Here is a 25,507-nt window from a genome sequence, read left to right on the forward strand (position 1 = left end):
GCGTCAGAGGTTTCGCCAAATGGCTCCCCACACGCCCACCAACACCATTGATTTCGATGCCGCCAAGCTCCAGCGCCTGGGCTACAACACGCCCACCCCGCTGCAGCCGCCGCGCCAGGTCACCCTGCTGGAGCTGCGCCGCCAGCTGAACCTGCAACTGCAGACCAGCCTGGAAGTGGACCGCATCCTCGGCAGCTTCTTCCGCGAGGTACAGCGCCTGGTACCGCTGGATGCGCTGGCCTACGCGCACCAGGGCAGCGACCTGCGCCTGGAGTTCGGCGAGCGCGCCGCCCACTCCGCCGGCTATCGCCTGACACACGAGGGCGAGTACCTGGGCGAGCTGGTGTTCCGGCGTCGCCAGCGCTTCGAAGAGACCGAACTGGCGCAGCTCGAATCCTTGCTGGCCTGCCTGCTGTTCCCGCTGCGCAACGCGCTGCTGTACCGCACCGCCGTGCAGTCTGCCCTGCGCGACCCGCTGACCGAGACCGGCAACCGCATCGCCATGGACCAGGCCCTGCAGCGCGAGGTCGACCTGTCGCGCCGCAACCAGCAGCCGCTGTCGGTGCTGATGCTGGACATCGACCACTTCAAGCGCATCAACGACCAGTACGGCCACGGCACCGGCGACGAAGTGCTCAAGGCCGTGGCCACCACCCTGAAAGGCCGCCTGCGCAACGTCGACATGGTGTTCCGCTACGGTGGCGAAGAATTCCTCATCCTCCTCTCCAACACCTGCCGCGAGGCCGCTGCCATGGTGGGCGAGCGCCTGCGCCTGAGCGTGATGGAGATCCAGCACCTGGTGGCCGGCCGGCCGATCGAGCTGTCCGTCAGCCTGGGCTGCGCCACGCTGCTGCCGGCCGAGTCGGTGCAGAGCCTGCTGCGCCGCGCCGACAACGCCCTCTATGTCGCCAAGCGCGACGGACGCAACCGCCTGTCCATGGCGGGCTGATCCAGGCGACGGACATGAAAAAGGGGCTCATCGAGCCCCTTTTTCATTGCCTGTAACCCGGCATCAGCGCTTGCGACCGAAGCCCGGGCGCTGGCCTTCGCCGGCCGGCGGATTACTGCGGCGGCTCACCGGACGCTGCGGCTTGGGCTTGCGCTGCGGGCGCTCGGCCACTTCCACGGCATCACCCTGGGGGCGGGCCGGGCGCTGCGGCTTGCGACCGGAGTCCTTCGGACGCTCAGCGATCGGCGTACCACGCGGCTCGCTACGCCCAGCCGGACGGGGCGCGCGAGCAGGACGCTCAGCCCCTTCACCACGCGGACGGCTCGGGCGCTCGGCCTTCTCGCCACGCGGGGCGCGTACCGGACGCTCATCACCCTCACCACGGGCCGGACGCGGCGAACGCACCGGGCGCTCCGCACCTTCGCCACGGGGACGGCTCGGACGCTCGGCTTTCTCGCCACGGGGCGCACGAGTCGGACGCTCGTCCCCCTCGCTGCGGGCAGGACGCGAGCGCGGTGCCACCGGCTTGGCGGACTTGCGCTGCATGCGCTCCAGCTTCTCGCGGGACTTGGCCTTCATGGCCGGCAGGGCCACCGGGCGCAGGCCGACTTCCTCGCTGAGGATGTCCACTTCCTGCTGGCCCATCTCGCGCCAGCGTCCCATGGTCAGGTCGGAGGTGATGAACACCGGGCCGAAGCGCACACGCTTCAGACGGCTCACCACCAGGCCCTGGGACTCCCACAGGCGACGCACTTCGCGGTTGCGGCCTTCCATCACCACGCAGTGGTACCAGTGGTTGAAGCCTTCACCGCCCGGAGCTTCCTGGATGTCGGTGAACTTGGCCGGGCCGTCTTCCAGCATCACGCCGTTCTTCAGGTTCTCCAGCATCTCCTCGGTGACCTCACCGCGCACACGCACGGCGTACTCGCGGTCCATCTCGTAGGAGGGGTGCATCAGCCGGTTCGCCAGCTCACCGTCGGTGGTGAACAGCAGCAGGCCGGTGGTGTTGATGTCCAGGCGGCCGACGTTGATCCAGCGACCGGAACGCAGGCGGGGCAGGCGCTCGAAAACGGTGGGGCGGCCTTCGGGGTCGTCGCGGGTGCAGACTTCGCCTTCGGGCTTGTTGTAGATCAGCACGCGGCGGACGCTCTCGGCCTCTTCCTCGCGCTTGAGCAGGCGGCCGTCGACGCTGATGGCGTCATGGCTGTCGACCCGCTGGCCGAGGGTGGCAGCAGCGCCGTTGACCTTGACGCGGCCTTCGGTGATCCAGGCCTCGATGTCGCGGCGCGAGGCCAGCCCCATGCGGGCCAGGACCTTCTGCAGCTTTTCCCCTGCGGGGCTGTAATCGTCTTCGTTCATCTGGGCACCTCCCGGTGTATCGCTCGAAAAAGGTCGCGCATCATACGCGGCGGTAGTCACTGAGGCTAGCCAGACCTGGCCGGGCCGTCAGCCTTTGCGCCGGCCGGTCGCCTGCAGCGCCAGCAAGCGCAGGTCGGCTTCGGCCAGCACCACCAGGCGCTCGCCCTTGTCCAGCTTCTTCCAGGCCTTGATCTCGCGGCGAGTGCGGCCGCAGCCCCGGCAGACATCGTCGGAAAACTGGCAGACGCCGATGCAGGGGTCCTTCATCAGGTCACCTCAGTGCAGGGTCTCGCCTTCGTCGGCGAGGGGGGTGTCCTCATCCTCCGCCTCATCGGCCGGGGCGGGCTCGTCGTCAGGCGGCAGGAGGTCGTCGAAGTCGGTCTTGAGCCCCTCCTCCATGGTGTCCAGCTCGGCCAGCAGGCTGCGGAAGCTGACTTCCTCGCGGGGCTCGCCGGCAGGCTCCTCGCCCAGTGCCGCGTCCGCGCGGGCCTGCAGGTCGGCCGGCACCGGCGCGTCGTCATCCAGGGCCAGCTCGGGTTCCGGCTCCAGTTCGCGCAAGGCAGCCAGGGGCGGCAGTTCGTCGAGGTTGCGCAGGTTGAAGTGGTCGAGGAAGGCCTTGGTGGTGGCGAACATCGCCGGCTTGCCCGGCACGTCGCGGTAGCCCACGACACGGATCCACTCCCGCTCCATCAACGTCTTGACGATCTGGCTGTTCACCGTGACGCCACGGATGTCCTCGATCTCGCCCCGGGTGATGGGTTGCCGGTAGGCGATCAGCGCCAGTGTCTCCAGCAGCGCCCGGGAATAGCGCTGCGGCCGCTCCTCCCAGAGGCGTCCGACCCAGGGGGCGAAACGCTCGCGCACCTGGAGGCGGTAGCCCGAGGCAACCTCCTTCAGCTCGAAGGCGCGGCCGTTGCAGGACTTGGCCAGCACGGCGAGGGCGTCGCGGATCTTCGACAGCTCCGGGCGTTCGGCTTCCTCGAACAGCTCAGCGATCCGCTCCAGCGACAGGGGCTTGCCCGCGGCCAGCAGAAAGGCTTCGAGCAGGGAAGCCAGCTCCTTGGTGTCGTTGAGGTTCATCGGTCACTCGGCTCGGGCACGGACATGGATGGGCGCGAAGGGCTCATTCTGCACCAGTTCAACCAGTTGTTCCTTGATCAGTTCGAGCACGGCCATGAAGGTGACCACCACCCCCAGGCGCCCCTCTTCCGGCGCGAACAGCTGGACGAAGGGCACGAAGCCGCCGCCCTTGAGGCGCTCCAGCACCTCGCTCATACGCTCGCGGGTGGACAGCGCCTCGCGGGTGACCTGGTGGCTTTCGAACATGTCGGCCCGGCGCAGCACCTCGGCCATGGAGAGCAGCACTTCCTCCAGGCTCACATCGGGCAGCAGCTTGCGGGCCCGCGCCTCGGGCGCATCCACCCGCGGCACGATGAGGTCGCGCCCCACCCGGGGCAGGGTGTCCAGGCCTTCGGCGGCCTGCTTGAAGCGCTCGTACTCCTGCAGGCGGCGGATCAGCTCGGCGCGGGGGTCTTCCTCTTCCTCCTCGCTCTCGCCGGAACGCGGCAACAGCATGCGCGACTTGATCTCGGCCAGCATCGCGGCCATCACCAGGTACTCGGCCGCCAGCTCCAGGCGCACCGACTTCATCAGCTCGACGTAGCCCATGTACTGGCGGGTGATCTCCGCCACGGGAATGTCGAGGATGTCGATGTTCTGCTTGCGGATGAGGTAGAGCAGCAGGTCCAGCGGGCCCTCGAAGGCTTCGAGGAACACTTCCAGGGCATCCGGCGGGATATAGAGGTCGACGGGAAGCTCAGTGACCGCCTGGCCATACACCAGCGCGAACGGCAGCTCCTGCTGGGCGCCGGCCTGAGGGTCGACGCCCGTCGGCTCGCCGCTCACGCGCCGGCGTCCGCCAGGAACGGAGCGGGGTCGCCACAGCCGACGCGGAAGATGCTCGGCTCGCCTTCGGACAGGTCCACCACGGTGGACGCTTCGACGCCGCCGTAGCCGCCGTCGATGATCAGGTCCACGTGGTGCTCCAGCATCTGGCGCATCTCGTAGGGGTCGCTCATGGGCTGGGCCTCACCGGGGAGGATGAGCGACGCGCTCATCAGCGGCGCACCCAGTTCGGCCAGCAATGCCAGGGCGATGGGGTGGTCCGGCACCCGCAGGCCGATGGTGCGGCGTTTCGGGTGCATCAGCATCCTCGGCACCTCGCGGGTGGCGTTGAGGATGAAGGTGTAGGGGCCGGGTGTATGGGCCTTGAGCAGGCGGAACGCCGCCGTGTCGACCTTGGCGAACAGCCCGAGCTCGGAGAGGTCGCGGCAGACCAGGGTGAAGTTGTGCTTGTCGTCCAGTCGGCGCAGGCGACGGATGCGCTCCACCGCCGACTTCTCGCCGATGGCACAGCCGATGGCGTAGGAGGAGTCGGTCGGGTAGACGATCACGCCGCCGCCCCGGACGATCTCCACCGCCTGCTTGATCAGGCGGACCTGCGGATTTTCCGGGTGGACCTGGAAGAACTGGCTCACGTTGGCTCCCTGTTCAATGTGCCGTGCTGAGGCTGCCGAGGCTGGGTGCATGGTCAAAACGTGCCGCGAGGGGCGGCAGGTCCTCTGGAATCGGTCGGTACATGCCCAGCTCCGACCAGTCGCCTGGGGCGTGGAAGTCGCTGCCGGCGGAAACCAGCAGCCCGAACTCGCGGGCCAGGATGGTCAGCGTCCCCACCTGATCCGCCGGTTGCATGCCGTTGACCACTTCGATGGCGTGGCCGCCGGCACCGATGAAATCCGCAACCAGCTTGCGTCGCTTGGTTCTAGTGAAGTCGTAGTGGTAGGGATGCGCCAGGCTGATCCACGCCCCGGCAGCCCGCAGGGTCGAAACTGCGTCCGCCAGGCTCGGCCAGTGCTGCTTCACATCGCCGAGCTTGCCAGCCCCCAGCCACTTGCGAAACGCCTCGGCACGGTCGCGGACATGCCCGGCGCGCACCAGGAACTCGGCGAAGTGAGGGCGGGCCGGCGCATTGCCGCTGTCGCCCAGCTCGCGCTGGATGGCCCGAGCCCCCTCCAGGGCGCCCGGCATGCCCTTGGCGGCCAGCCGCCGGTCGATCTCCTCGGCGCGGGCCCAGCGCCCGTGGTGCAGGTCCGCGATGGCGGCGGCAAGCGCTGGCGCATCGTCGCGGAAGCCGTAGCCAAGCACATGGATGGTCGCCCCACCCCAGGTGCAGGACAGCTCCACGCCGTTGATCAGCTGCATGTCCAGACGAGCGGCGGCCGCGCGAGCCTCCGGCAGCCCTTCGAGGGTGTCGTGATCGGTCAGCGCCAGCACCCGGACACCCCGTTCGTGGGCGCGCGCCACCAGCGCGGCGGGCGCCAGGGCGCCGTCGGAGGCTGTGCTGTGGCAGTGCAGATCGATGTGCATGAGGCGCGCTTTCGCTGGAGAAATGGTTTGTTATTATGCCGCCACATCCCGCTTCTGGCTGCCGCCGTGAAACAATTCATCGACTTCATCCCCCTCGTTCTCTTCTTCATCGTCTACAAGCTCGAACCCCGCGCCATCGAACTCGCCGGCCACAGCGTCATGCTGGGCGGTATCTTCAGTGCCACCGCCGTGCTCATCGCCACTTCCGTGGTGGTCTACGGCGCGCTGTTCATCAGCCAGCGCCGCCTGGAGAAAGGCCAGTGGCTGACCCTGGTGGCCTGCCTGGTGTTCGGCGGCCTGACCCTGGCCTTCCACAGCGAGACCTTCCTCAAGTGGAAGGCGCCGGTGGTCAACTGGCTGTTCGCCCTGGGCTTCGCCGCCAGCCACTTCATCGGCGACCGCCCGCTGATCCAGCGGATCATGGGCCATGCCGTGAGCCTGCCGCAGCCGATCTGGGTACGCCTGAACCTGGCCTGGATCGTGTTCTTCCTGGTCTGTGGCTTCGCCAACCTGTTCGTGGCCTTCACCTTCCAGTCCATCTGGGTGGACTTCAAGGTCTTCGGCAGCCTGGGCATGACGCTATTGTTCCTGGTGGGCCAGGGCATCTTCCTGGCTCGCCACATGCATGATTCCGAACCGGACAAACCGCAAGAATAAGGACTCCCATGCTCTACGCGATCATTTCCACCGACGTTGCCGACTCCCTGGAGAAGCGCATGGCTTCCCGCCCCGCCCACCTCGCCCGCCTGGAGCAGCTCAAGGCGGAAGGCCGCCTGGTGCTGGCCGGCCCCCACCCGGCGGTGGACAGCAACGACCCGGGCAGCGCCGGCTTCACCGGCAGCCTGGTGGTCGCCGAGTTCGAATCCCTGAGCGCCGCCCAGACCTGGGCCGAGGCCGATCCCTTCCGCCTCGCAGGCGTCTATGGCCAGGTGGTGGTCAAGCCGTTCAAGCAGGTATTCCCCTGATCGCGGCGTTGCCGCCAGCCCCAAGGAATCCGCTCATGCGCCAGGTTCCGCTGCCCCTGCTGTTCGCCTTCGCCCTGTCCGCCGCCCTGGCCCATGCCGAAGAGCCTGTGCCCTCAGCTCCACCGCTTGCTCCGGCAGTGGAGCCGGCGCCCGCGGTGAACCCGCTGGCGGCGGAGCTTGCCCAACTGACCCAGCGACTGGCCGAGAGCGAGCGGCAGCGTGAGGCCCTGGCCGCCCAACTGGCCGACCGTGGCAACGCCAGCGAGCAGGACGGCGCGCAACTGACCCGCCTGCGCCAGGAAAACCAGCGCCTCAAGCTGCAGCTGCGCGAAGCCCAGGCCAACCGCAATCCGCCCCTCGTCAGCGAGGAACAGATGTGGTTCGCCGTGGGCGGCGGTGCCTGCCTGTTCTCCTTGCTCGCCGGCGCCCTGTTGCGTGGCGGCCGCCGCCAGCCGCGCCAATGGATCAACTGAAGACGACCCCCGCGACATGAGCGAACTGCTGCTTATCGATGATGACCAGGAGCTCTGCGAGCTGCTGATCAGCTGGCTCTCCCAGGAAGGCTTCAGCGCCCGGGCGTGCCACGACGGCATCTCCGCCCGTGCCGCGCTGGCAGGCCACACCCCCGCCGCCGTGGTGCTGGACGTGATGCTACCCGACGGCAGCGGGCTGGAGCTGCTCAAGCAATTGCGCAGCGACCACCCCGAGCTGCCCGTGGTGATGCTGTCGGCCCGGGGCGAACCCCTGGACCGCATCCTCGGCCTGGAACTGGGCGCCGACGACTACCTGGCCAAGCCCTGCGACCCCCGTGAGCTGACCGCCCGCCTGCGCGCCGTGCTGCGGCGCAGCCAGGGGCCCTCGCAGTCCAGCCAGCTGGAGCTGGGCGACCTGTGCTATAGCCCGATTCGCGGCGTGGTCAGCGTGGGCGGGCACGAGGTCAGCCTCACCCTCTCCGAAGGCCGTCTGCTGGAAGCCCTGCTGCGCCAGCCTGGCGAACCGCTGGACAAGCAGGAGCTGGCGCAATTGGCCCTGGGCCGCAAGCTGACCCTGTACGACCGCAGCCTGGACATGCACGTCAGCAACCTGCGCAAGAAGCTCGGCCCCCACGCCGACGGCCGCCCGCGCATCGTCGCCCTGCGCAGCCGGGGCTACTACTACGCCGTCTGACCTGCGCCCCGCCTGCACGATCCTTTACCGAAGCTTTACCCAGGGCTGACCGCCCTTGACCTTGCGCTCCCTAGACTGGGCTCATCCGGCAACCGGCCGGTTCAAGAGACAAGGAGACAGACCATGCGCAAGACTATCGCCGCCCTGCTGTTCGCAGCCGCCCTGCCCACCGTCGCCATGGCCATGCCCGAAGGCGGCCCGCGTGGCGAGCCGGGCTTCGGCGGCCCTGGTGGCCACGGTGGCCCGCACCTGTTCAAGGAGCTGGACCTGACCCGCGAGCAGCGCCAGAAGGTCGGCAAGCTGATGGGCGAAAGCATGAAGGCCCGCCAGGACATCACCCGCAAGTACCTGGACAAGCTGCCCGAGGCGGAACGCAAGGCCATGGAGGCCGAGATCAAGGCCAGCGAAGACAAGAACCGCGCCGACATCCGCGCCCTGCTGACCCCGGAGCAGCAGAAGGATTTCGACGCCGAAGTGAAGAAGATGGACGAACGCCGCGCCGAGCGCGCCGAATTCGAGGCCTGGAAAGCCCAGCGCGCCCAGAAGGCCCAGTAACCGACCTGAACCGGTCATCGAACCCACCCGGCTTCCACCGGGTGGGTTTCGTCGTTGAAAGGAGCACCCCGTGCGTTCACTGTTCTGGCGCATCCTCGGCGCCTTCTGGCTGGCCCTGGCCCTGGTCGCCGGCCTCTCCCTGCTGCTCGGCCGTGCGCTGAACCAGGACGCGTGGATCCTCAGCCGCCACCCGGCCCTGCAGGGCCTGGCGGAGAGCCTGGTGCAGCGCTACGAGGTCAACGGCCGTGGCGAGGCCCAGCGCTTCCTCGAACAGTTCAAGCGCCGCGCCCGCATCGACGTGCAGATCCTCAACGACAACGGCCAGCCCGTGGTGCGCGGCACCTTCCCGCCCCGCGCCGCCGCCTTCGAAGCGCGCCAGCACGACGGCCACCTGCCGTGGCGACGCATCACCGAGGAATACACCAGCCCCCGCAGTGGCGAGAACTTCCTGCTGATCTACCGCATCCCCTTCCCGGAACTGGAGGCCTGGCACCGTGGCAGCCTGCTCTGGCCCCTCAGCGCTCTGGGCATCGCCCTGGTGGTGCTGACGCTGTTCAGCCTGATGCTGACCCTCTCCATCACCCGCCCCCTCGGCCGCCTGCGCAGCGCCGTGCACGACCTGGGGCAGACCGCCTACCAGCAGGACAGCCTGGCCCGGCTGGCACGGCGGCGGGACGAACTGGGCGTGCTGGCCGGTGACTTCAACCGCATGGGCCAACGCCTCCAGGGGCTCATCGGCAGCCAGCGGCAGCTGCTGCGCGATGTTTCCCACGAACTGCGCTCACCCCTGGCCCGCCTGCGGGTGGCGCTGGCCCTGGCCGAGCGGGCGCCGGCGGCGGAGCGTGAAGGGCTCTGGCCACGGCTGGCCCAGGAATGCGACCGGCTGGAGGCGCTGATCAGCGAGATCCTCGCCCTTGCCCGCCTCGACGCCGAGCCGGGCGCACGCCATCCCATCGTCCTGCGGCCGATACTGGAAAAGCTCAGGGAAGACGCCCGGCTGCTGGCACCCGAGCAGGAGGTGCGCATCCGCTGCGAAGGAGAACCGCACCTGCAGGGCTGGCCGGACATGCTGGAACGTGCGCTGGACAACCTGTTGCGCAACGCGCTGCGCTTCAGCCCGGCCGGGCAACCGGTGGATATCGAGGTGAAGGCATTACCGCAGCACGTGACGATCAGCGTGCGCGACCACGGCCCCGGGGTCGCCGCCGATCACCTGGCCCAACTGGGCGAGCCCTTCTTCCGTGCGCCGAACCAGAGTGGCGCCGGGCATGGCCTGGGCCTGGCCATCGCCCGTCGCGCCGTGGAGCGCCACGGCGGCATCCTGACCCTGGCCAATCACCCGCAGGGCGGCTTCATCGCCACCCTGTCGCTGCCGACCGCTTGATCGGCTGCCACGTTTTCAACGGGCCGCTGATCAGCCCCAGGTGCTGACGAAGTCCGCCGGCGCCAGCTCCGCAGCAGTGCGGCGCCCGCCCTCGACACTGCCGAGGTAGAGGAAGCCGACCACCTGTTCGTTGTCCGCCAGGCCCAGCCCCTTGGCCACGGTGCGGTCGTAGGCCATGTCGCCGGTACGCCAGATGGCGCCCAGGCCCTGCGCATGGGCCGCCAGCAGGATGCCGTGGGCCGCACAGCCGGCCGACAGCAGCTGCTCCGACTCGGGCACCTTGTGGCCGGCCTGCAGGCGCGCCACCACCACCACCAGCAAGGGCGCACGCAGCGGCATGCCCCGGGCCTTGGTCAGGGCCGCCTCGGGGGCCGCCGGGTCCTTGGCCAGCACGGCAGAGGCGAACAGCTCGCCGAGCTTCTCGCGGGCGCCGCCCTCGATGGTGAGGAAGCGCCAGGGGCGCAGGTAGCCATGGTCCGGCGAACGCAGGGCGGCACGGAACAGGTAGTCACGCTGGGCCGCATCCGGTGCGGGCTCCTGCAGCCGGGCCAGGGATACACGGTTGAGCAGAGCGTCGAGAGCCTCCATCGGCCACCTCCTGATTTCGGGAAGCCGGCATTCTAGCCGATAACCCCGGCCACCCAAGGGCAGCGCGTGAACGCCGCGGTACCCTGTGAAAGCCCCTGGTGCGGAGCGTTTCACAGCGGTGAAGCAGCCCAGTAGAATGCCGCGCTCCCGTTCTCGCCCGGATCCCCCATGGCCCTGTCCACGCTGCGCACCATCGGTTTCATCATCGGCCTGTTCCTCATCACGCTGGCCGTGAGCATGGTGGTGCCGATGCTGGCCGTGCTGGCGTTCGACCGGACCGATGACATCGGCGCATTCAGCTGGTCGAGCCTGATCACCTTCATCGTCGGCCTGGCCCTGGTGGCACCAGGGCGCCCGGAACACCTGCACATGCGCCCGCGGGACATGTACATGCTCACCACCGCCAGCTGGGTGGTGGTATGCACCTTCGCCGCGCTGCCGATGGTGCTGATCCAGCACATCAGCTACACCGACGCCTTCTTCGAGACCATGTCGGGCATCACCACCACCGGTTCCACCGTCATCACCGGGCTCGACCATGCCTCGCCGGGCCTGCTGCTGTGGCGTTCGATGCTGCACTGGCTGGGCGGCATCGGCTTCATCGGCATGGCGGTGGCGATCCTGCCGCTGCTGCGCATCGGCGGCATGCGCCTGTTCCAGACCGAGTCCTCGGACTGGGGCGAGAAGGTCATGCCGCGTTCGCACATGGTGGCCAAGTACATCCTGGTGGTGTACGTCGCCCTCACCCTACTCGGCACCCTGGCCTTCTGGCTCGCCGGCATGACCCCCTTCGAGGCGGTCAACCACGCCATGTCGCTGATCTCCACCGGCGGCTTCTCCACCTCGGACAATTCCATCGCCAACTGGAAGCAGCCGGCCGTGCACTGGGTCGCGGTGGTGGTAATGATGGCCGGCAGCCTGCCCTTCACCCTCTACGTCGCCACCCTGCGGGGCCACCGCAAGGCGCTGGTGAAGGACCACCAGGTGCGTGGCTTCGTCGGCTTCCTGGTGGCGACCTGGCTGTTCTTCGGCACCTGGCTATGGCTCAACTCCGATCACGGCTGGCTGGACGCCTTCCGCATCGTTGCGGTCAACGTCACCTCGGTAGTGACCACCACCGGCATCGCGCTGGGCGACTACACACTGTGGGGCAGCTTCTCGGTGATGCTGTTCTTCTACCTGACCTTCGTCGGCGGCTGCTCCGGCTCCACCGCCGGCGGGCTGAAGATCTTCCGCTTCCAGGTGGCGCTGGTGATGCTGCGCACCAACCTCAAGCAACTGGTGCACCCCCGTGCGGTGATCCGGCAGAAGTACAACGGGCACAACATCGACGAGGAAATCGTCCGCTCGCTGATCACCTTCTCCTTCTTCTTCACCGTCACCATCGGCGTGATCGCCCTCGGCCTGTGCCTGATCGGCGTCGACTGGACCACCGCCCTCACCGGCGCCGCCACTGCCGTGTGCAACGTGGGGCCGGGCCTGGGGCCGATCATCGGCCCGGTGGGCAACTTCTCCACCCTGCCGGACGCGGCCAAGTGGCTGCTGACCATCGGCATGCTGCTGGGGCGCCTGGAGATCCTCACCGTGCTGGTGCTGTTCACCCGGGGTTTCTGGAAACACTGAGCACGGATCGACTACACCTGAATCAGGCGCCCGTGGACAGGCTGCGGCACGTCGCTAGAATGGCGCCCTCATTCACCCGGACCGAGCACGCCCCATGGCTTTGCCGACCCTGCGTCTGATCGGATTCATCATCGGCATCTTCCTGATCACCCTGGCGATCAGCATGGTCATCCCGGTCATGACCGTGATCGCCTACGACCGCCCGCAGGATATCCACGCCTTCGTCTGGTCGAGCCTGGCCACCTTCATCACCGGCCTCGGCCTGGTGATTCCCGGGCGCCCGGAGCAGGCGCACCTGCGCCCCCGGGACATGTACCTGCTGACGGTTTCCAGCTGGGTGGTGGTGGGCATCTTCGCCGCCCTGCCCTTCCTGCTCACCCAGCACATCAGCTACACCGATGCCTTCTTCGAGAGCATGTCCGGCATCACCGCCACCGGCGCCACGGTGCTCAGCGGGCTGGACAGCATGTCCCAGGGCATCCTCATCTGGCGTTCGCTGCTGCACTGGCTCGGCGGCATCGGCTTCATCGGCATGGCGGTGGCGATCCTGCCGCTGCTGCGCATCGGCGGCATGCGCCTGTTCCAGACCGAATCCTCCGACCGCTCGGAGAAAGTCATGCCGCGCTCGCACATGGTGGCCAAGTACATCGTCGCGGTGTACGTCGGCTTCACCCTGCTGGGCACCCTGGCGTTCTGGCTGGCCGGGATGAGCGCCTTCGATGCGGTCAACCACGCCATGTCGGCCATCTCCACCGGCGGTTTCTCCACCTCCGACCAGTCCCTGGCCAAGTGGCAGCAGCCGGCGGTGCACTGGGTGGCGGTGGTGGTGATGATCCTCGGCAGCCTGCCCTTCGCCCTCTACGTCGCCACCCTGCGGGGCAACCGCAAGGCACTGTTCCGCGATGCCCAGGTGCGCGGTTTCATCGGCTTGCTGCTGGTGATCTGGCTGGTGCTGGGTACCTGGTATTGGGCCACCACCGACCTGCACTGGCTGGACGCCCTGCGCCACGTGGCGGTGAACACCACCTCGATCCTTACCACTACCGGCTTCGCCCTCGGCGACTACAGCCTGTGGGGCAACTTCTCGCTGATGCTGTTCTTCTACCTGGGCTTCATCGGCGGCTGCTCCGGCTCCACCGCCGGCGGGGTAAAGATCTTCCGCTTCCAGGTGGCCTACATCCTGCTCAAGGCCAACCTGTACCAACTCATCCACCCCCGCGCGGTGATCAAGCAGAAGTACAACGGCCACCGCCTGGACGAGGAGATCGTGCGCTCGATCCTCACCTTCTCGTTCTTCTTCACCATCACCATCTGCGTGATCGCCCTGGGCCTGTCGTTGCAGGGGCTGGACTGGATCACCGCCCTCACCGGCGCGGCCAGCACCGTTTCCGGTGTCGGCCCGGGCCTGGGCGAGGTGATCGGCCCGGCGGGCAACTTCTCCACCCTGCCCGACGGCTCCAAGTGGCTGCTGTCGCTGGGCATGCTGCTGGGGCGGCTGGAGATCATCACCGTGCTGGTGATCTGCACGCCGTACTTCTGGAGGCATTGAGGCGGTGCGAGGGAGCCGTGGGCGACTGAAGGCTCTCCTACGCGCTCCGGCAGCCCTTGAGCGTCATTGCAGGCGGGCGCGGTACTCGCCTGGCGTGGCGTCGAACCAGCGGCGGAAGGCGCGGAAGAAATTGCTCGGATCGGCAAAACCCAGCAGGTAGGCGATCTCCAGCAGGGTCAGGTTCGGCTGCGCCAGGTATTGCTCGGCCAGCTCGCGGCGGGTGTCGTCGAGCAGTTGCTGGAAGCTGGTGCCCTCCTCCTGCAAGCGCCGCTGCAGCGTGCGCTGGGAGAGGTGCAAGGCGCTGGCCACCACCTCGCGCTTGGGTTCGCCCTGGGGCAGCAGGCGGCAGAGCACCTGGCGGGCCAGGTGGGTCACCCGGCTGCCGGTGAAGCGCGCCAGGTACTCCCCGGCAAAGCGGTCATGCAGTTGCGCGAGGGATTCGTTGGCAGTGGGCAGCGGCGTGTCCATGTCGGCCCGGCTGAAGCGCAGCGCATAGTGCTCGGCGCCGAAGCGCAGGGGCGCCTGGAACACCTGCCGATAGGGCTCCACGTCCGCCGGGGCCGGCCCCTGGAAGCGGATCTCCAGCGGGTTGATGGCGCGCCCGGTCATCCAGCGGCAGAAGGCCAGGCAGTAGGCCATCGACGCTTCCGCACTCTGCCGCGCCGGGGGCAGCCGATCACCGTGGATCGCCAGCCGCAATTCATAGCCCTCCGGGGTCGGTCGGAAGCTCAGGTCCGCCCCCTCGGCGATGATCCGCTGGTAACGCACCAGGCGGGCGAAGCCCTCGTTCAGCGTGCGACTGGACATCAGCGCGTAACCCACCACATGGAAAGAGGCCGGCCGTACCACCTTGGCCATGTTCAACCCGATGGCCGGGTTGCCCGACAGCTCCACCGCCCTCAGCCACAGGCGCGTCATGCCGTCCTGGGGGAAGCGCGCGTCCGGGTCGGAGAGTGCGTCGTAGTCGAGCCCCAGCTCGGGGAACAGGCGGCGGCAATCGACCCCGCCCATTTCCAGGGCTTGCACGATCCCCAGGGCCCAACTGGAGGAAGTGGTACGTTCGCTCATGGCGCCTTCTTGTTCGGGTGGGAGAAAGGCCCGACAGGGCCCGGCGGGGAAGGATACTCACCCCGGCCCGGGTTTGTCAGGTTCGGCACGCCCGGCTTTCCGCGCCACCAATCGACAAAAAGCAGGATGCCCTGAAAGCCTTGCCAGACGGGGCCTCCAGGCATTCCAGCGACACCCTGGCGAGTGATTCCACAAAATAAACCTGGGTTATTTCCACAATGGGTGTATGGTGTCGCCACTGGATGCAACGTGTCATTGCGATTTCTGACCTGATGTAACGATTCCCATCTTTCCATCTCCTCGGCTTACTTCGCTTTCGTTCTCAGTCTCGGCCCGGACAATCCGGCGTCGATGCCCCTTTTATTTCCCTGGAGATACATCATGTCCAATCGTCAACTCGGCACCGTCAAATGGTTCAACGATGAAAAAGGCTTCGGCTTCATCACCCCCCAGGAAGGTCCGGACGTCTTCGTTCACTACCGCTCGATCGAAAGCACCGGCTTCAAGTCCCTCGCTGAAGGTCAGAAGGTGAGCTTCCTGGTCGCCAAGGGCCCGAAAGGCCTGCAGGCCGAGCAGGTCCAGGTGGTCTAAGACCCCCTCTCGAAGAAAGCCCCGGTTTTCCGGGGCTTTTTTTTGCCTCCCCATTTTCCAGTGAGCACACCGACATGCCGGGCTATCTGATCAAGACCACCACCTTCCGGGTGGGCGGCCGCGACTTTCACATGCAGTCGCTGCTGGACGCCGAACAGTTTCATGACCCCGCAGGCGAAGCCGCCAGCCTCGGCATCACCGAGAGCACCTGGGCACTGTTCGGGCAGGTGTGGCCGGCGGGCGAAGTCCTTGCGCAGATGGTTGCGCGGCGCGACCTCACCGGGCTGCGGGTACTGGAAGTGGGCGCCGGCCTGGGCCTGGCCAGCCTGGTGGGCCACCAGCGGGGCGGCGACATGACCGCCAGCGACATCCACCCGCTGATCCCCACCTTCCTCGCCGAGAACCTGCGCCTCAACGACCTGCCCCCCATGCGCTACGAAACCTGCGACTGGGCCGGCGCCGACAGCTTCGGCCAGTTCGACCTGATCATCGGCAGCGACCTGCTCTACGACGACGACAACCAGGAAGACCTGGCCGACTTCATCGACCGCCATTCGGCACGCTCGGTCGAAGTGCTGCTGGTGGACCCCAACCGGCAGGACACCCAGCCCTTCCATGACGAGATGGCCGAGCTCGGCTACGACATGGTCATCTCCCAGGCGGACTGCCTGCTGGCCAATGGCGAACGGTTCAGGGGCTCCTACCTGCACTACAGCCGGGACGCCGCCCGAGCCTGATCCGGCGAGGCGCGGCCAGGTGGGCGCAACGGGATACTAAACTGGCACTCATTGTCACTGGCCGAGGGAGCCGCCCCACCTACACTCCCCGGCACACAACAAGAAGGAGCCCGCCATGAGCAGCCTGCCCGCCGAGCGTTTCAACAGCTTCGCCGAGTTCTACCCCTACTACCTGCAAGAGCACAGCAACGACGTCTGCCGCCGCCTGCACTACGTCGGCAGCCTGCTGGTACTGGCCATCCTCGGCTACGCCCTGGCCACCCAGCAGTGGCTGTGGCTGCTGGCCATGCCACTGGCCGGCTACGGCTTCGCCTGGGTCGGCCACTTCGTCTTCGAAAAGAACCGCCCGGCCACCTTCAAGTACCCGCTGTACAGCCTGATGGGCGACTGGGTGATGCTCAAGGACGCCTTCACCGGCCGCATCCGCTTCTAGGCTGCCGACCACCCCGATCCCCCCGCCGTTCGGCGGCCCCGCTTGGCCGCCATGCTGGCACTTGGTTATGATCCGCACCCGCCATGCTGGCTCAGGTCTTGCAGGCTGGCGGGCACTCCAGCGAGTGCCAGAAAACCATCAGGGATCGTCGCAACAATGAAGTCAGCCTCCACCGATCGGCCTAGCAGTCTTCCGACGTTACCCCTGCGCGAGTACTACTCCCGCGTCCTGGCCTACATCGCCACCGCTGCCACCATCGCCGCCGGCAGCTACACCCAGCACTTCGGCTTCGACGTGCTGTGGATGGTCCCCTACGCCCTGCTCTACCCGCACCTGGCCCACCACCTGAGCCTGCGCTTCAAGCGCGAGCACCCGGAGAAGACGCACCTGGTGCTGCTGTTCCTCGACGCCCTGCATGCAGGCTCCGGCGCTGCCTTGCTGGGGTTCTCCACCGTGCCCAGCCTGATGTTCATGCTGACGCTCGCCTTCAGCGCGCTGATCGTCGGCGGCCTGCGCCACCTGGGCCTGGCGCTGCTGGTAGCCGCCAGCGGCACGGTGCTGACCACCGTGGTCGCCCACCCCGACCTGAAGACCGGCACCCCCACGCTGGTGGCCTTCGTCAGCATCTGCTTCACCACGCTCTACGTCTGCATCACCGCCTTCTTCGTGCACCAGCAGGGCCTGCGCCTGGCGCTGGCGCGCAGCGAGATCAAGCAGGAGCAGGAAAAGGCCGCGCGCCTGGCCCGCAACCTCGCCAAATACCTGTCGCCCCAGGTCTGGGAAATGATCTTCAGCGGCAAGCGCCACGTGCGCCTGGAAACCCAGCGCAAGAAGCTCACCGTGTTCTTCTCCGACATCAAGGGCTTCACCGAGCTGTCCGAGGAGTTGGAAGCCGAGGCCCTGACCGACCTGCTCAACAACTACCTCAACGAAATGTCGAAGATCGCCCTCAAGTACGGCGGCACCATCGACAAGTTCGTCGGCGACTGCGTCATGGTGTTCTTCGGCGACCCCACCACCCAGGGCGCCAAGAAGGACGCCGTGGCCGCCGTGTCCATGGCCATCGCCATGCGCAAGCACATGAAGGTGCTGCGCCAGCAGTGGCGGGCCCAGGGCATCACCAAGCCCCTGGAAATCCGCATGGGCCTGAACACCGGCTACTGCACCGTGGGCAACTTCGGCGCCGACACGCGCATGGACTACACCATCATCGGCCGCGACGTGAACCTCGCCAGCCGCCTGGAAAGCGCCTCCGAAGCCGGCGAGATCCTCATCTCCCACGAGACCTACTCGCTGGTGAAGGACGTGATCATGTGCCGCGACAAGGGCCAGATCAGCGTCAAGGGCTTCGCCCGCCCGGTGCAGATCTACCAGGTGGTCGACTTCCGCCGTGACCTGGGCGCCACCTCCAGCTACGTCGAGCACGAGCTGCCGGGGTTCTCCATGTACCTGGACACCAACGGCATCCAGAACTACGACAAGGAAAAGGTCATCCAGGCCCTGCAGGCCGCCGCCGAGAAGTTGCGCGACAAGGTCATCCTCTGACCGAAACAGTCACCCGAAGGCCGCCCCAGGGCGGCCTTTTTCATGGCGCCGCCCGGCCAATTCGTTCGCGATCAGCCATCGCGCGGGGGCACGGTAGAAACCACTCCCACGCATCCAGCGACCAAGGCACACAGGGCCAATCCGTAAGATGCGGTGAGCTCAGCGAACGGCATCGATGCCCCGTACGTAGCGGCCGGGATTGTCCCAACCCACCTGGCAACACCCGGTGGGAACGAACTCATTCGCGATCAACCCTCGCCAGCACCGCACACGCCCCGCTACGACGCGCCCTGAACCCCGGGCTGCGCCACGGCCTCGCCGCACAGTTCCCCGTCCAGCAGGGGCTGCCGGGCCAGGAACTCCAGCGCCGACGCCCGCCAGGACAGCCGCGCCGCTCGCTCGGCGCAGACACCACGGTCCAGCTCCAGCGCCCGCAGGCAGGCACCTTCCAGATCCTCCTCCATCACCCCGGTGACGCCCGCCTCCAGCACGTCCAGCGGTCCCGGCACGGGGAAGGCCGCCACCGGCGTGCCGCAGGCCAGCGCCTCCAGCATCACCAGTCCATAGGTGTCGGTACGCGAGGGGAACACCAGCACGCTGGCCGACGCATAGGCCTCGGCCAGCGCCTCGCCATGGCGGTAGCCGAGGAAGCGCGCCTGGGGATAGGCCGCCTCCAGCTCGGCACGCTGGGGGCCATCGCCCACCAGCCACTTCTCGCCGGGCAGGTCCAAGTCGAGGAAGTCCCGCAGGTTCTTCTCCGGGGCGATGCGCCCGACGTAGAGGAACACCGGGCGCAGCGGCCTGGGCATCTCCGGCCGGGGATGGAAACGTGCCGTGTCCACGCCCTTGCGCCACAGCGAAAGCCGCGTCAGCCCGTGGCCGCCCAGCTCCTCGCGCAAGCGCTCGGTGGTCACCAGCACCGTCTGGCTGGGTCGGTGGAAGGCCCGCAGCACCGCGTAACCCCAGGCCAGCGGCACCTGCCGCCAGCGCGTGTGGACGTATTCGGGAAAGCGCGTATGCACCGCGCTGGAAAAGGCCAGGCCGCGCTTCACCAGCCAGCGCCGTGCCGCCCATCCCAACGGCCCCTCGGTGGCGAGGTGCACGCAGTCCGGGCGGAAGTCGCGGATCGCCGCCCCCACCCGCCACAGGTCCCACACCAGCGGAATCTCCGGGTAGGTGGGACAGGGCACGGCGCGGAAGTCCCGCGGCGACAGCAGCTTGACCAAGTGGCCGAGCCCGCGCAGTTCGGCCACCAATGCCTGCAGGCTGGTGACCACGCCATTGACCTGGGGGGCCCAGGCATCGCTGACGATGAGGATCCTCATGCAGCGGACTCGAGGGCCGGCGCCCGGGCCTCGGCCTGGCGCGCCTGGTCCTCGGCCAGGCGGTAGAGCTCGATGGTACCGTCCCAGTGCTCGATCAGCGCCGTGCAGGACTCCACCCAGTCACCGCAGTTCATGTACTCCACCTCCCCCACCCGGCGGATCTCGGCGTGGTGGATGTGGCCGCACACCGCACCGTCCAGCCCGCGCTTGGCGCACTCGTGGGCGATGGACTCCTCGAAGTCGCTGATGAAATTCACCGCGCTCTTCACCTTGTGCTTGAGGAAGGCCGACAGCGACCAGTAGCCGTAGCCCCAGCGCTCGCGCCAGTGGTTGAGCCAGCGGTTGAGGGTCAGGGTGAACTCGTAGGCCGAGTCGCCAAGGAAGGCCAGCCACTTGTGGTAGCGGGTGATGACGTCGAACTGGTCACCGTGGATCACCAGCAGGCGGCGGCCATCGGCGGTCTCGTGGATCGCCTCGTCCACCAGCTGGATGTTGCCGAGCATCAGGCTGGAGTAGCGGCGCAGGAACTCGTCGTGGTTGCCGGTGACGTAGATCACCTCGGTGCCGCGCTTGCTCATGGTCAGCAGGCGGCGGATCACGTTGGTGTGCGCCTGGGGCCAGTAGATGCCGCCACGCAGCTTCCAGCCATCGATGATGTCGCCCACCAGGTAGATGCGGTCGGCGTGGTGCCGCTTGAGGAAGCGCGCCAGGTGCTCGGCCTGGCAGTCCCGCGTGCCCAGGTGCACGTCGGAGATCCACAGGGTTCTCACCCGCTGCTTGCGGGGGCGTGCCGGGTCAACCGGCTCCAGGCGTTCGACACTGCTCATCGTGTGGCCTCCAGCGGCTTTTCCCGGATCTTGCGCGGGGGTGGTGAAGTGCAGGTGACCGGCAGGCTGCAAAACGATGACACTGCGGCCGCCAGCGCCAGCAGGTAGACTGGCCGCCTCGCCGAGGACCGCCCCATGAAGCCCATGCTGAGCCTGCGCCGCTACACCCACGACCTGCTCGCCCACAGCCACGACCACGCCCAGCTTGTGTTCGGCCTCAGCGGCAGCCTGGATTTCGAAGTGGGCAGCCTGGGCACCCGCGTCGAGCGCCAGCAGCTGGCGGTGGTTCCGCCTGGCGAGCACCACGCCTGCGGCAGCCCGCGCGGCAGCCTGTGCCTGGTGCTGGACGTGCCCGACGATGCCTGGCTGAAACACACCCTCGGCCATCACTACGACGCCGGCCGGCGCCTGCTGGAGCGCCCCGGCGCCCTGCGCCTGGACCCGAACCAGAGCCAGCTGGTGGGCTGGCTGGCCGCCAGCCCGATCAACGACGCGGTGATCGCCAACCAGGGCGTCGGCCTGCTGCTGGCCAGCCTGGTGGCGCCCAACGGCGCATGCGAAGCCCCTGGCGAGTTGCCCCTCGCGGCCCTGGATGCCCACCTCGACAGCCACCTCGACCGCCCGCTGCAGGTCGCCGACCTGGCGCGCCTCTGCGGGCTCTCGGTGGCGCGCTTCCACCGCCGCTTCCTCGATGCCACCGGGCAGACGCCCATGGACTACCTGCGCACCCGCCGCCTGCTGCAGGGGCGTCGCCTGCTGCTGGAGAGCAACCTGCCGGTGGGCGAGATCGCCGCGCGGGTCGGCTACAGCTCCCAGAGCGCCTTCACCGCCGCCCTCTCCCGTGACCTGGGCACCACGCCCCGCGCCCTGCGCCGCCAGCGCGAGTAGCGCGACAAAGCCGGCGAGCCCCGCGACAGACATCGGCGGCACGAGCCTCTAGACTGCCGCCATCGTTCCACTGGGGATCAGCATGACCACCACCATCGAATGGGAAGACTTCCTGAACGTCGACCTGCGCGTCGGCACCATCCGCTCCGCCCAGCCCAATCCCAAGGCCATCAAGCCCGCCTACGTGCTGGAAGTGGACCTGGGCGAACTGGGCCTGAAGACCTCCAGCGCCCAGCTCACCGCCCACTATTCCGCCGAAGACCTGGTGGGCCGGCAGGTGCTGTGCGTCTGCAACTTCGCCCCCAAGCGCGTCGCCGGGATCCGCTCCGAGGTGCTGGTCACCGGCGTCTATGACGCCGAGGGGAAGGTGGTGCTGGCCAGCTTCGACAAGCCCCTGCCCAACGGCGCACGCCTGGCATGACGCCGCGCAACGCCCTGCTCGCCATCCACCTGGGCGCGCTGCTGTTCGGCCTCTCCGGCATCTTCGGCAAGCTGGCGGAAACCTCGCCGACGGTGATCACCTTCGGTCGCGCGGCGTTCGCCGTCCTCGCCCTGACGCTGTTCGCCCGCTTCGTCGGCGGTGACCGCGGCGCACGGCCGAGGCGGCGCCAGCTGCCCGCGCTGCTGCTGGGCGGCCTGCTGCTGGGCGGGCACTGGGTGCTGTTCTTCCAGGCGGTGAAGGTCGGCGGCGTGGCCATCGCCACCCTCGGCTTCGCCAGCTTCCCGGCCTTCACCCTGTTGCTGGAGGCGCTGCTGTTCCGCGAACGCATCCACCTGCGCGAGGTGCTGGTGGTGGCCCTGGTGAGCGTCGGCCTGGTGCTGGTGACACCGGAGTTCGACCTGGCCAGCGATGCCACCCAGGGGCTGATCGCCGCCGTGCTCTCCGGCTTGCTGTTCGCCCTGCTGTCGCTGCTCAACCGCGCCACCACGCGGGGGCTGGACCCGGTGCACGCCGCGCTCTGGCAGAACCTCACCATCGTCGGGCTGCTGGTGTTGCCGGTGTGGCCGAGCCTCGCCGAGCCCCGCGCGCTGGACTGGCTGTGGATCGGCCTGCTCGGCGTGCTCTGCACCGGCCTCGCCCACAGCCTGTTCGTGGCCAGCCTGAAGGTGCTCAAGGCACGGACCACGGCGGTGATCTTCGCCCTGGAGCCGGTCTACGGCATCGCCTTCGCCTGGTGGCTGTTCAGTGAGGAGCCGTCCCTGCGGATGCTGGTGGGCGGCGTGCTGATCATCGCCGCCATCGCCCTGCCCGCCCGGGCTGCACCGCCGGTGGACGGCGCAGCCGGGCAACGCCAGGTCAGTTGACGCTGTAGCCGCGCCCGGCCAGGCAGGCGCCCAGGGCCCGGCGGTAGCGCTCGGTAGCCTCGGCGCCCACCGGGCGCGTCGCGGTGGCGGGGTCGAAGCCACTCTGGCCGACGGCCCAGCCGTGGCATTCGTAGCGATCACGGCCCTGCTGGTCGACGCTCTGGCCGTTGGCCGGGTAGGCGATCACTTCGTAGCTGGCCACGCTGTTGCCCTGCACCGTGGGCGGCGGGGCGACCACCTCGTAGCGTTGTGCCGTGCTGTTCCACAGGTAGTAGGAACCGGCGGCAACGAAGTACAGCATGCTGCCGATCCACAGTTCGCGGGCTCCGTCCGGCAGCCCGTGGCCATGGCCGCCTCCCGGCCCGGGGCCCCAGTTACCCCAGCCATGGCCGCCAGGCCCCGGCCCACCGGGACCGCCCGGGCCGGGCGGACCGGCCAGCACCTGGGTGGACAGACCCAGCGCCACGAGCGCCAGGACCAGGGTTCGTTTCACCGACATCGCTCACCTCATCGCAGGACGGCCGCATACGGCGGCCACGGGCGAATTATTCGCCGCGCCCGGTCGATACGCGGTCAGTGCTGTGTAAAGGGGCGGTAAACGTTCTGATACACGCCGCTCAAGGGCGGTCGTTGTGGCCCAGGTCACGGGCCGGGTCGATGCGGTCGCGGACCCGCTGCTTGAGCACCTTGGCCTCGGGGAAGCCGCCGTCGGCCTTGCGCTCCCAGATCTCCACGCCATCGCAGGTGATGCGGAACACGCCACCGGTGCCGGGCTCCAGCGCCACCCGGCCGAGGTCGTCGGAGAAGGTGCTGAGCAGCTCCTGGGCCAGCCAGGCGGCACGCAGCAGCCACTGGCACCGGGTGCAATAGGTGATGACGATCTCGGGCTTGGCAGCGCTCATTTCAGGCTCGGGGCAGTCGGGCGGGCGCCTATAATAGCGGCCTTTTTCCCCCGCCTGACCAGGGAAGCGTTATGCGCCGCGTGCTCCTCGCCCTCACCCTCCTGCTCACCACCTGCTGCGCCGTGGCCGACGCCGCACAGCCCCGCGTCGGCCTGGTGCTCTCCGGCGGCGCCGCCCGCGGGCTGGCCCACATCGGCGTGCTCAAGGCGCTGGAGGAGCAGGGCATCCACATCGATGCCATCGCCGGCACCAGCATGGGCGCGGTGATCGGCGGGCTCTATGCCTCCGGCTACAGCGTGGAGGAGCTGGAGAAGCTGGCGCTGACCCTGGACTGGCGCCAGGCCCTCTCCGACGCCCCCGCGCGGGAGGACGTACCCTTCCGCCGCAAGCAGGACGACCGCGACTTCCTGGTGAAGCAGAAGCTCAGCTTCCGCGACGACGGCAGCCTGGGCCTGCCACTCGGGGTGATCCAGGGCCAGAACCTCGCGCTATTGCTGGAAAGCCTGCTGGTGCACACCAGCGACACCCGGGACTTCGACCGCCTGGGGATCCCCTTCCGCGCCGTGGCCACCGACATCTCCACCGGCGAGAAGGTGGTGTTCCGCAAGGGCCACCTGCCCCAGGCCATCCGCGCCAGCATGTCGATCCCGGCGGTGTTCGCCCCGGTGGAAGTGGACGGACGCCTGCTGGTGGACGGCGGCATGGTGGACAACATCCCGGTGGACGTGGCGCGGGAGATGGGCGTGGACCGGGTGATCACCGTCGACATCGGCACGCCCCTGCGCAGCCGCAAGGAGCTGACCACCGTGGTGGACGTGCTCAACCAGTCGGTGACGCTGATGACCCGGCGCAACTCCGAGGCGCAGCTCGCCACCCTCGGCCCCGACGACATCCTCGTGCAGCCGCCCCTGGCCGGCTACAGCGCCACCGACTTCAGCCACGCCCGCGAAGTGATCGACGCCGGCTACCGGGCCGCCACCATCCTCCAGGCCCGCCTGGCGACGCTGCGCCGGGATACCCGCCCCGGCCAGGACGCGGAACTGGTGCAGGCGCGCCAACCGGGAGAGCGACGCCCGGTGATCACCCGCATCCAAGTGGAGAACGACTCCAAGGTGGGCGACGAGGTGATCCGCCGGCAGATCCGCCAGGAGCTCGGCGAGCCCCTGGACCTCGCGCGCCTGCAGGCCGACATGGGCACCCTCTACGGCCTCGACTACTTCGAGCAGGTGCATTACCGCGTGGTCAAGCACAAGGACGGCAACACCCTGGTGATCAGCGCCCGGGGCAAGCGCAACGGCACCGACTACCTGCGCCTGGGCCTGAACCTCTCCGATGACATGCGCGGCGGCGGCACCTACAACCTCGGCGCCAGCTACCGGGTGAACGGCCTCAACGACCTGGGCGCCGAATGGCTGACCCGGGCCCAGATCGGCAGCGAGCAGGTGCTCTACAGCGAGTTCTACCAGCCGCTGGACTACGGCTCGCGCTACTTCGTCGCGCCTTACCTGGCGGCCTCGGCGCAGAACATCGAGGCCGCGCTGGACAACGACCCCATCGCCGAATACCGCCTGCAGCGCTACGGCTACGGCTTCAACCTGGGCCGGCAGATCGCCAACAACGGCGAACTGCGCCTCGGCATCGGCCAGGAATGGGGCGAGGCCGACGTGCGCATCGGCGACCGGCGCCTGCCCAGCTTCAGCTTCAGCAACGGCTACTACGAGGCGAAGTACTCCTTCGACACCCTGGACAACGTCGACTACCCCCACAGCGGGGAGGACATCAAGCTCACCGTGCGCCAGTTCGACCCCAGCCTGGGCGCCGACGACCGCTACCGGCAGTGGGAACTCAGCCTGGACAAGGCCTTCACCCGAGGCCCCGACACCCTGGTGCTGGGCGGCCGCTACGGGCGCACCCTGGACAGCACCGAGGTGGTGCTCTCCAGCTTCCAGCTGGGCGGCGCGCGCCAGCTGTCGGGCTTCCGCGAGAACTCGGTGGCCGGGCAGAACATCAGCCTGGCGCGGGCGATCTACTACCGGCGCATGACCCAGCGCTCGTTCCTGCCGCTGGACTTCCCCTTCTACGTGGGCGCCAGCCTGGAGCGCGGCCGCGCGTGGAACCGGGACAACAGCTTCGACAGCGGCTACATCAACGCCGGCAGCCTGTTCGTCAGCTTCGACACGCCCCTGGGGCCGCTGGACTTCAGCTACGGCCTCAACGACGCCGCCGAGCGGGCGCTCTACCTCAACCTGGGGCGGACGTTCTGAGCCAGGGCTGACGGCAGCGCAAAGAAAACCGGCGCCCTGGGGCGCCGGTTGGAGGTG

General features: G+C 68.3%; 29 protein-coding genes. 17 read left to right on the top strand and 12 right to left on the bottom strand.

The window, feature by feature from the left end:
• Positions 1–19: 19 nt before the first annotated feature.
• Positions 20–949: a GGDEF domain-containing protein gene (locus PotMrB4_RS19440; RefSeq protein ID WP_172434249.1), complete on the top strand. Its 930-nt coding sequence runs from the start codon at positions 20–22 to the stop codon at positions 947–949.
• A gap of 63 nt (positions 950–1,012) precedes the next feature.
• Here PotMrB4_RS19440 and rluB read toward each other — a convergent pair whose 3' ends face one another.
• From rluB to PotMrB4_RS19470, 6 genes are all read right to left on the bottom strand, one after another.
• Complete coding sequence (gene rluB / locus PotMrB4_RS19445; protein ID WP_172434250.1) at positions 1,013–2,308, bottom strand: 23S rRNA pseudouridine(2605) synthase RluB; 1,296 nt, start codon at positions 2,306–2,308, stop codon at positions 1,013–1,015.
• 87 nt (positions 2,309–2,395) lie between these two features.
• Entirely contained in the window at positions 2,396–2,575 is a 180-nt protein-coding gene (locus tag PotMrB4_RS19450; RefSeq protein WP_044408754.1) for a DUF1289 domain-containing protein, read from the bottom strand.
• Between the two features lie 9 nt (positions 2,576–2,584).
• Positions 2,585–3,388 (bottom strand): SMC-Scp complex subunit ScpB, encoded by an 804-nt coding sequence (gene scpB, locus PotMrB4_RS19455; RefSeq protein ID WP_172434251.1) that lies wholly within the window; start codon positions 3,386–3,388, stop codon positions 2,585–2,587.
• A gap of 3 nt (positions 3,389–3,391) precedes the next feature.
• Positions 3,392–4,213: a segregation and condensation protein A gene (locus PotMrB4_RS19460; RefSeq protein ID WP_044408760.1), complete on the bottom strand. Its 822-nt coding sequence runs from the start codon at positions 4,211–4,213 to the stop codon at positions 3,392–3,394.
• On the bottom strand, positions 4,210–4,845 hold the full coding sequence (locus tag PotMrB4_RS19465) for an L-threonylcarbamoyladenylate synthase (RefSeq protein ID WP_172434252.1): 636 nt from the start codon (positions 4,843–4,845) through the stop codon (positions 4,210–4,212). The genes PotMrB4_RS19460 and PotMrB4_RS19465 overlap by 4 nt, the downstream gene beginning before the upstream one ends.
• A gap of 13 nt (positions 4,846–4,858) precedes the next feature.
• Complete coding sequence (locus PotMrB4_RS19470; protein WP_044408766.1) at positions 4,859–5,734, bottom strand: PHP domain-containing protein; 876 nt, start codon at positions 5,732–5,734, stop codon at positions 4,859–4,861.
• Between the two features lie 66 nt (positions 5,735–5,800).
• Here PotMrB4_RS19470 and PotMrB4_RS19475 point away from each other — a divergent pair, with 66 nt between their 5' ends.
• The 6 genes from PotMrB4_RS19475 to PotMrB4_RS19500 all read left to right on the top strand — a co-directional run bounded on the left by PotMrB4_RS19475 (position 5,801) and on the right by PotMrB4_RS19500 (position 9,805).
• A complete protein-coding gene (locus PotMrB4_RS19475) occupies positions 5,801–6,391 on the top strand; it encodes a septation protein A (protein WP_044408769.1) in 591 nt (196 codons plus the stop codon).
• An 8-nt stretch (positions 6,392–6,399) separates the two neighbouring features.
• Positions 6,400–6,699, top strand: coding sequence for a YciI family protein (locus tag PotMrB4_RS19480; protein WP_044408772.1), 300 nt, complete (start codon positions 6,400–6,402; stop codon positions 6,697–6,699).
• 35 nt (positions 6,700–6,734) lie between these two features.
• On the top strand, positions 6,735–7,172 hold the full coding sequence (locus PotMrB4_RS19485; protein ID WP_172434253.1) for a hypothetical protein: 438 nt from the start codon (positions 6,735–6,737) through the stop codon (positions 7,170–7,172).
• A gap of 16 nt (positions 7,173–7,188) precedes the next feature.
• Positions 7,189–7,866, top strand: a complete 678-nt coding sequence (locus PotMrB4_RS19490; RefSeq protein WP_107331700.1) for a response regulator transcription factor — start codon at positions 7,189–7,191, stop codon at positions 7,864–7,866.
• Between the two features lie 123 nt (positions 7,867–7,989).
• The gene (locus PotMrB4_RS19495; RefSeq protein WP_044408780.1) at positions 7,990–8,421 is read left to right on the top strand and encodes a Spy/CpxP family protein refolding chaperone; all 432 of its coding nucleotides are present in this window, start codon (positions 7,990–7,992) and stop codon (positions 8,419–8,421) included.
• A gap of 70 nt (positions 8,422–8,491) precedes the next feature.
• Entirely contained in the window at positions 8,492–9,805 is a 1,314-nt protein-coding gene (locus PotMrB4_RS19500; protein WP_172434254.1) for a sensor histidine kinase, read from the top strand.
• A gap of 30 nt (positions 9,806–9,835) precedes the next feature.
• Here PotMrB4_RS19500 and PotMrB4_RS19505 read toward each other — a convergent pair whose 3' ends face one another.
• Positions 9,836–10,393, bottom strand: a complete 558-nt coding sequence (locus PotMrB4_RS19505) for a nitroreductase family protein (protein ID WP_172434255.1) — start codon at positions 10,391–10,393, stop codon at positions 9,836–9,838.
• Between the two features lie 168 nt (positions 10,394–10,561).
• Here PotMrB4_RS19505 and PotMrB4_RS19510 point away from each other — a divergent pair, with 168 nt between their 5' ends.
• Positions 10,562–12,016: a TrkH family potassium uptake protein gene (locus PotMrB4_RS19510; RefSeq protein WP_172434256.1), complete on the top strand. Its 1,455-nt coding sequence runs from the start codon at positions 10,562–10,564 to the stop codon at positions 12,014–12,016.
• Between the two features lie 94 nt (positions 12,017–12,110).
• Positions 12,111–13,565: a TrkH family potassium uptake protein gene (locus PotMrB4_RS19515; RefSeq protein WP_107331696.1), complete on the top strand. Its 1,455-nt coding sequence runs from the start codon at positions 12,111–12,113 to the stop codon at positions 13,563–13,565.
• Between the two features lie 63 nt (positions 13,566–13,628).
• Here the strand turns inward: PotMrB4_RS19515 and PotMrB4_RS19520 are convergent, their stop codons facing one another.
• Entirely contained in the window at positions 13,629–14,633 is a 1,005-nt protein-coding gene (locus PotMrB4_RS19520; RefSeq protein ID WP_074970287.1) for an AraC family transcriptional regulator, read from the bottom strand.
• Between the two features lie 381 nt (positions 14,634–15,014).
• Here PotMrB4_RS19520 and PotMrB4_RS19525 point away from each other — a divergent pair, with 381 nt between their 5' ends.
• The 4 genes from PotMrB4_RS19525 to PotMrB4_RS19540 all read left to right on the top strand — a co-directional run bounded on the left by PotMrB4_RS19525 (position 15,015) and on the right by PotMrB4_RS19540 (position 17,939).
• Complete coding sequence (locus PotMrB4_RS19525) at positions 15,015–15,224, top strand: cold-shock protein (RefSeq protein WP_044408796.1); 210 nt, start codon at positions 15,015–15,017, stop codon at positions 15,222–15,224.
• Positions 15,225–15,298: 74 nt separating this feature from the next.
• Positions 15,299–15,961, top strand: coding sequence for a class I SAM-dependent methyltransferase (locus PotMrB4_RS19530; protein WP_044408799.1), 663 nt, complete (start codon positions 15,299–15,301; stop codon positions 15,959–15,961).
• A 115-nt stretch (positions 15,962–16,076) separates the two neighbouring features.
• Entirely contained in the window at positions 16,077–16,394 is a 318-nt protein-coding gene (locus PotMrB4_RS19535; protein ID WP_044408802.1) for an Mpo1-like protein, read from the top strand.
• A gap of 156 nt (positions 16,395–16,550) precedes the next feature.
• Complete coding sequence (locus tag PotMrB4_RS19540; RefSeq protein ID WP_044408805.1) at positions 16,551–17,939, top strand: adenylate/guanylate cyclase domain-containing protein; 1,389 nt, start codon at positions 16,551–16,553, stop codon at positions 17,937–17,939.
• A gap of 278 nt (positions 17,940–18,217) precedes the next feature.
• On the opposite strand, the gene PotMrB4_RS19545 is transcribed toward PotMrB4_RS19540, so the two are convergent.
• Together PotMrB4_RS19545 and PotMrB4_RS19550 are read right to left on the bottom strand one after the other, a co-directional pair.
• Positions 18,218–19,264 (bottom strand): glycosyltransferase family 4 protein, encoded by a 1,047-nt coding sequence (locus tag PotMrB4_RS19545; RefSeq protein WP_172434257.1) that lies wholly within the window; start codon positions 19,262–19,264, stop codon positions 18,218–18,220.
• Positions 19,261–20,091: a UDP-2,3-diacylglucosamine diphosphatase gene (locus tag PotMrB4_RS19550; RefSeq protein ID WP_172434258.1), complete on the bottom strand. Its 831-nt coding sequence runs from the start codon at positions 20,089–20,091 to the stop codon at positions 19,261–19,263. The genes PotMrB4_RS19545 and PotMrB4_RS19550 overlap by 4 nt, the downstream gene beginning before the upstream one ends.
• 135 nt (positions 20,092–20,226) lie before the next feature.
• On the opposite strand from PotMrB4_RS19550, the gene PotMrB4_RS19555 reads away from it, so the two are divergent.
• The 3 genes from PotMrB4_RS19555 (at position 20,227) to PotMrB4_RS19565 (ending at position 22,284) form a co-directional block, all read left to right on the top strand.
• Positions 20,227–20,979 carry a helix-turn-helix domain-containing protein gene (locus PotMrB4_RS19555; RefSeq protein WP_172434259.1) on the top strand — a complete coding sequence of 251 codons (753 nt, stop codon included), beginning with the start codon at positions 20,227–20,229 and terminating at the stop codon, positions 20,977–20,979.
• Between the two features lie 82 nt (positions 20,980–21,061).
• Positions 21,062–21,400, top strand: coding sequence for a tRNA-binding protein (locus tag PotMrB4_RS19560; RefSeq protein ID WP_172434260.1), 339 nt, complete (start codon positions 21,062–21,064; stop codon positions 21,398–21,400).
• Positions 21,397–22,284, top strand: a complete 888-nt coding sequence (locus PotMrB4_RS19565) for a DMT family transporter (protein ID WP_172434261.1) — start codon at positions 21,397–21,399, stop codon at positions 22,282–22,284. Before PotMrB4_RS19560 ends, PotMrB4_RS19565 begins: the two co-directional genes overlap by 4 nt.
• Here PotMrB4_RS19565 and PotMrB4_RS19570 read toward each other — a convergent pair.
• Complete coding sequence (locus PotMrB4_RS19570; protein ID WP_044408820.1) at positions 22,277–22,783, bottom strand: hypothetical protein; 507 nt, start codon at positions 22,781–22,783, stop codon at positions 22,277–22,279. The genes PotMrB4_RS19565 and PotMrB4_RS19570 overlap by 8 nt on opposite strands.
• 118 nt (positions 22,784–22,901) lie before the next feature.
• Positions 22,902–23,186: a SelT/SelW/SelH family protein gene (locus PotMrB4_RS19575; RefSeq protein WP_172434262.1), complete on the bottom strand. Its 285-nt coding sequence runs from the start codon at positions 23,184–23,186 to the stop codon at positions 22,902–22,904.
• A 71-nt stretch (positions 23,187–23,257) separates the two neighbouring features.
• Between PotMrB4_RS19575 and PotMrB4_RS19580 the strand changes: the two genes are divergently transcribed.
• A complete protein-coding gene (locus PotMrB4_RS19580) occupies positions 23,258–25,450 on the top strand; it encodes a patatin-like phospholipase family protein (RefSeq protein ID WP_172434263.1) in 2,193 nt (730 codons plus the stop codon).
• The last annotated feature ends 57 nt before the right edge of the window (positions 25,451–25,507 follow it).

The sequence above is a fragment of the Metapseudomonas otitidis genome (genome assembly GCF_011397855.1).
Taxonomy (GTDB): Bacteria; Pseudomonadota; Gammaproteobacteria; order Pseudomonadales; family Pseudomonadaceae; genus Metapseudomonas; species Metapseudomonas otitidis.

Bases quoted from the DNA above. Each gene is read 5' to 3' on its own strand.
- PotMrB4_RS19440 (WP_172434249.1), top strand. From the start codon at position 20: ATGGCTCCCCACACGCCCACCAACACCATTGATTTCGATGCCGCCAAG.
- rluB (WP_172434250.1), bottom strand. From the start codon at position 2,308: ATGAACGAAGACGATTACAGCCCCGCAGGGGAAAAGCTGCAGAAGGTC.
- PotMrB4_RS19450 (WP_044408754.1), bottom strand. From the start codon at position 2,575: ATGAAGGACCCCTGCATCGGCGTCTGCCAGTTTTCCGACGATGTCTGC.
- scpB (WP_172434251.1), bottom strand. From the start codon at position 3,388: ATGAACCTCAACGACACCAAGGAGCTGGCTTCCCTGCTCGAAGCCTTT.
- PotMrB4_RS19470 (WP_044408766.1), bottom strand. From the start codon at position 5,734: ATGCACATCGATCTGCACTGCCACAGCACAGCCTCCGACGGCGCCCTG.
- PotMrB4_RS19480 (WP_044408772.1), top strand. From the start codon at position 6,400: ATGCTCTACGCGATCATTTCCACCGACGTTGCCGACTCCCTGGAGAAG.
- PotMrB4_RS19485 (WP_172434253.1), top strand. From the start codon at position 6,735: ATGCGCCAGGTTCCGCTGCCCCTGCTGTTCGCCTTCGCCCTGTCCGCC.
- PotMrB4_RS19490 (WP_107331700.1), top strand. From the start codon at position 7,189: ATGAGCGAACTGCTGCTTATCGATGATGACCAGGAGCTCTGCGAGCTG.
- PotMrB4_RS19495 (WP_044408780.1), top strand. From the start codon at position 7,990: ATGCGCAAGACTATCGCCGCCCTGCTGTTCGCAGCCGCCCTGCCCACC.
- PotMrB4_RS19505 (WP_172434255.1), bottom strand. From the start codon at position 10,393: ATGGAGGCTCTCGACGCTCTGCTCAACCGTGTATCCCTGGCCCGGCTG.
- PotMrB4_RS19510 (WP_172434256.1), top strand. From the start codon at position 10,562: ATGGCCCTGTCCACGCTGCGCACCATCGGTTTCATCATCGGCCTGTTC.
- PotMrB4_RS19515 (WP_107331696.1), top strand. From the start codon at position 12,111: ATGGCTTTGCCGACCCTGCGTCTGATCGGATTCATCATCGGCATCTTC.
- PotMrB4_RS19520 (WP_074970287.1), bottom strand. From the start codon at position 14,633: ATGAGCGAACGTACCACTTCCTCCAGTTGGGCCCTGGGGATCGTGCAA.
- PotMrB4_RS19525 (WP_044408796.1), top strand. From the start codon at position 15,015: ATGTCCAATCGTCAACTCGGCACCGTCAAATGGTTCAACGATGAAAAA.
- PotMrB4_RS19530 (WP_044408799.1), top strand. From the start codon at position 15,299: ATGCCGGGCTATCTGATCAAGACCACCACCTTCCGGGTGGGCGGCCGC.
- PotMrB4_RS19535 (WP_044408802.1), top strand. From the start codon at position 16,077: ATGAGCAGCCTGCCCGCCGAGCGTTTCAACAGCTTCGCCGAGTTCTAC.
- PotMrB4_RS19540 (WP_044408805.1), top strand. From the start codon at position 16,551: ATGAAGTCAGCCTCCACCGATCGGCCTAGCAGTCTTCCGACGTTACCC.
- PotMrB4_RS19545 (WP_172434257.1), bottom strand. From the start codon at position 19,264: ATGAGGATCCTCATCGTCAGCGATGCCTGGGCCCCCCAGGTCAATGGC.
- PotMrB4_RS19550 (WP_172434258.1), bottom strand. From the start codon at position 20,091: ATGAGCAGTGTCGAACGCCTGGAGCCGGTTGACCCGGCACGCCCCCGC.
- PotMrB4_RS19555 (WP_172434259.1), top strand. From the start codon at position 20,227: ATGAAGCCCATGCTGAGCCTGCGCCGCTACACCCACGACCTGCTCGCC.
- PotMrB4_RS19560 (WP_172434260.1), top strand. From the start codon at position 21,062: ATGACCACCACCATCGAATGGGAAGACTTCCTGAACGTCGACCTGCGC.
- PotMrB4_RS19565 (WP_172434261.1), top strand. From the start codon at position 21,397: ATGACGCCGCGCAACGCCCTGCTCGCCATCCACCTGGGCGCGCTGCTG.
- PotMrB4_RS19570 (WP_044408820.1), bottom strand. From the start codon at position 22,783: ATGTCGGTGAAACGAACCCTGGTCCTGGCGCTCGTGGCGCTGGGTCTG.
- PotMrB4_RS19575 (WP_172434262.1), bottom strand. From the start codon at position 23,186: ATGAGCGCTGCCAAGCCCGAGATCGTCATCACCTATTGCACCCGGTGC.
- PotMrB4_RS19580 (WP_172434263.1), top strand. From the start codon at position 23,258: ATGCGCCGCGTGCTCCTCGCCCTCACCCTCCTGCTCACCACCTGCTGC.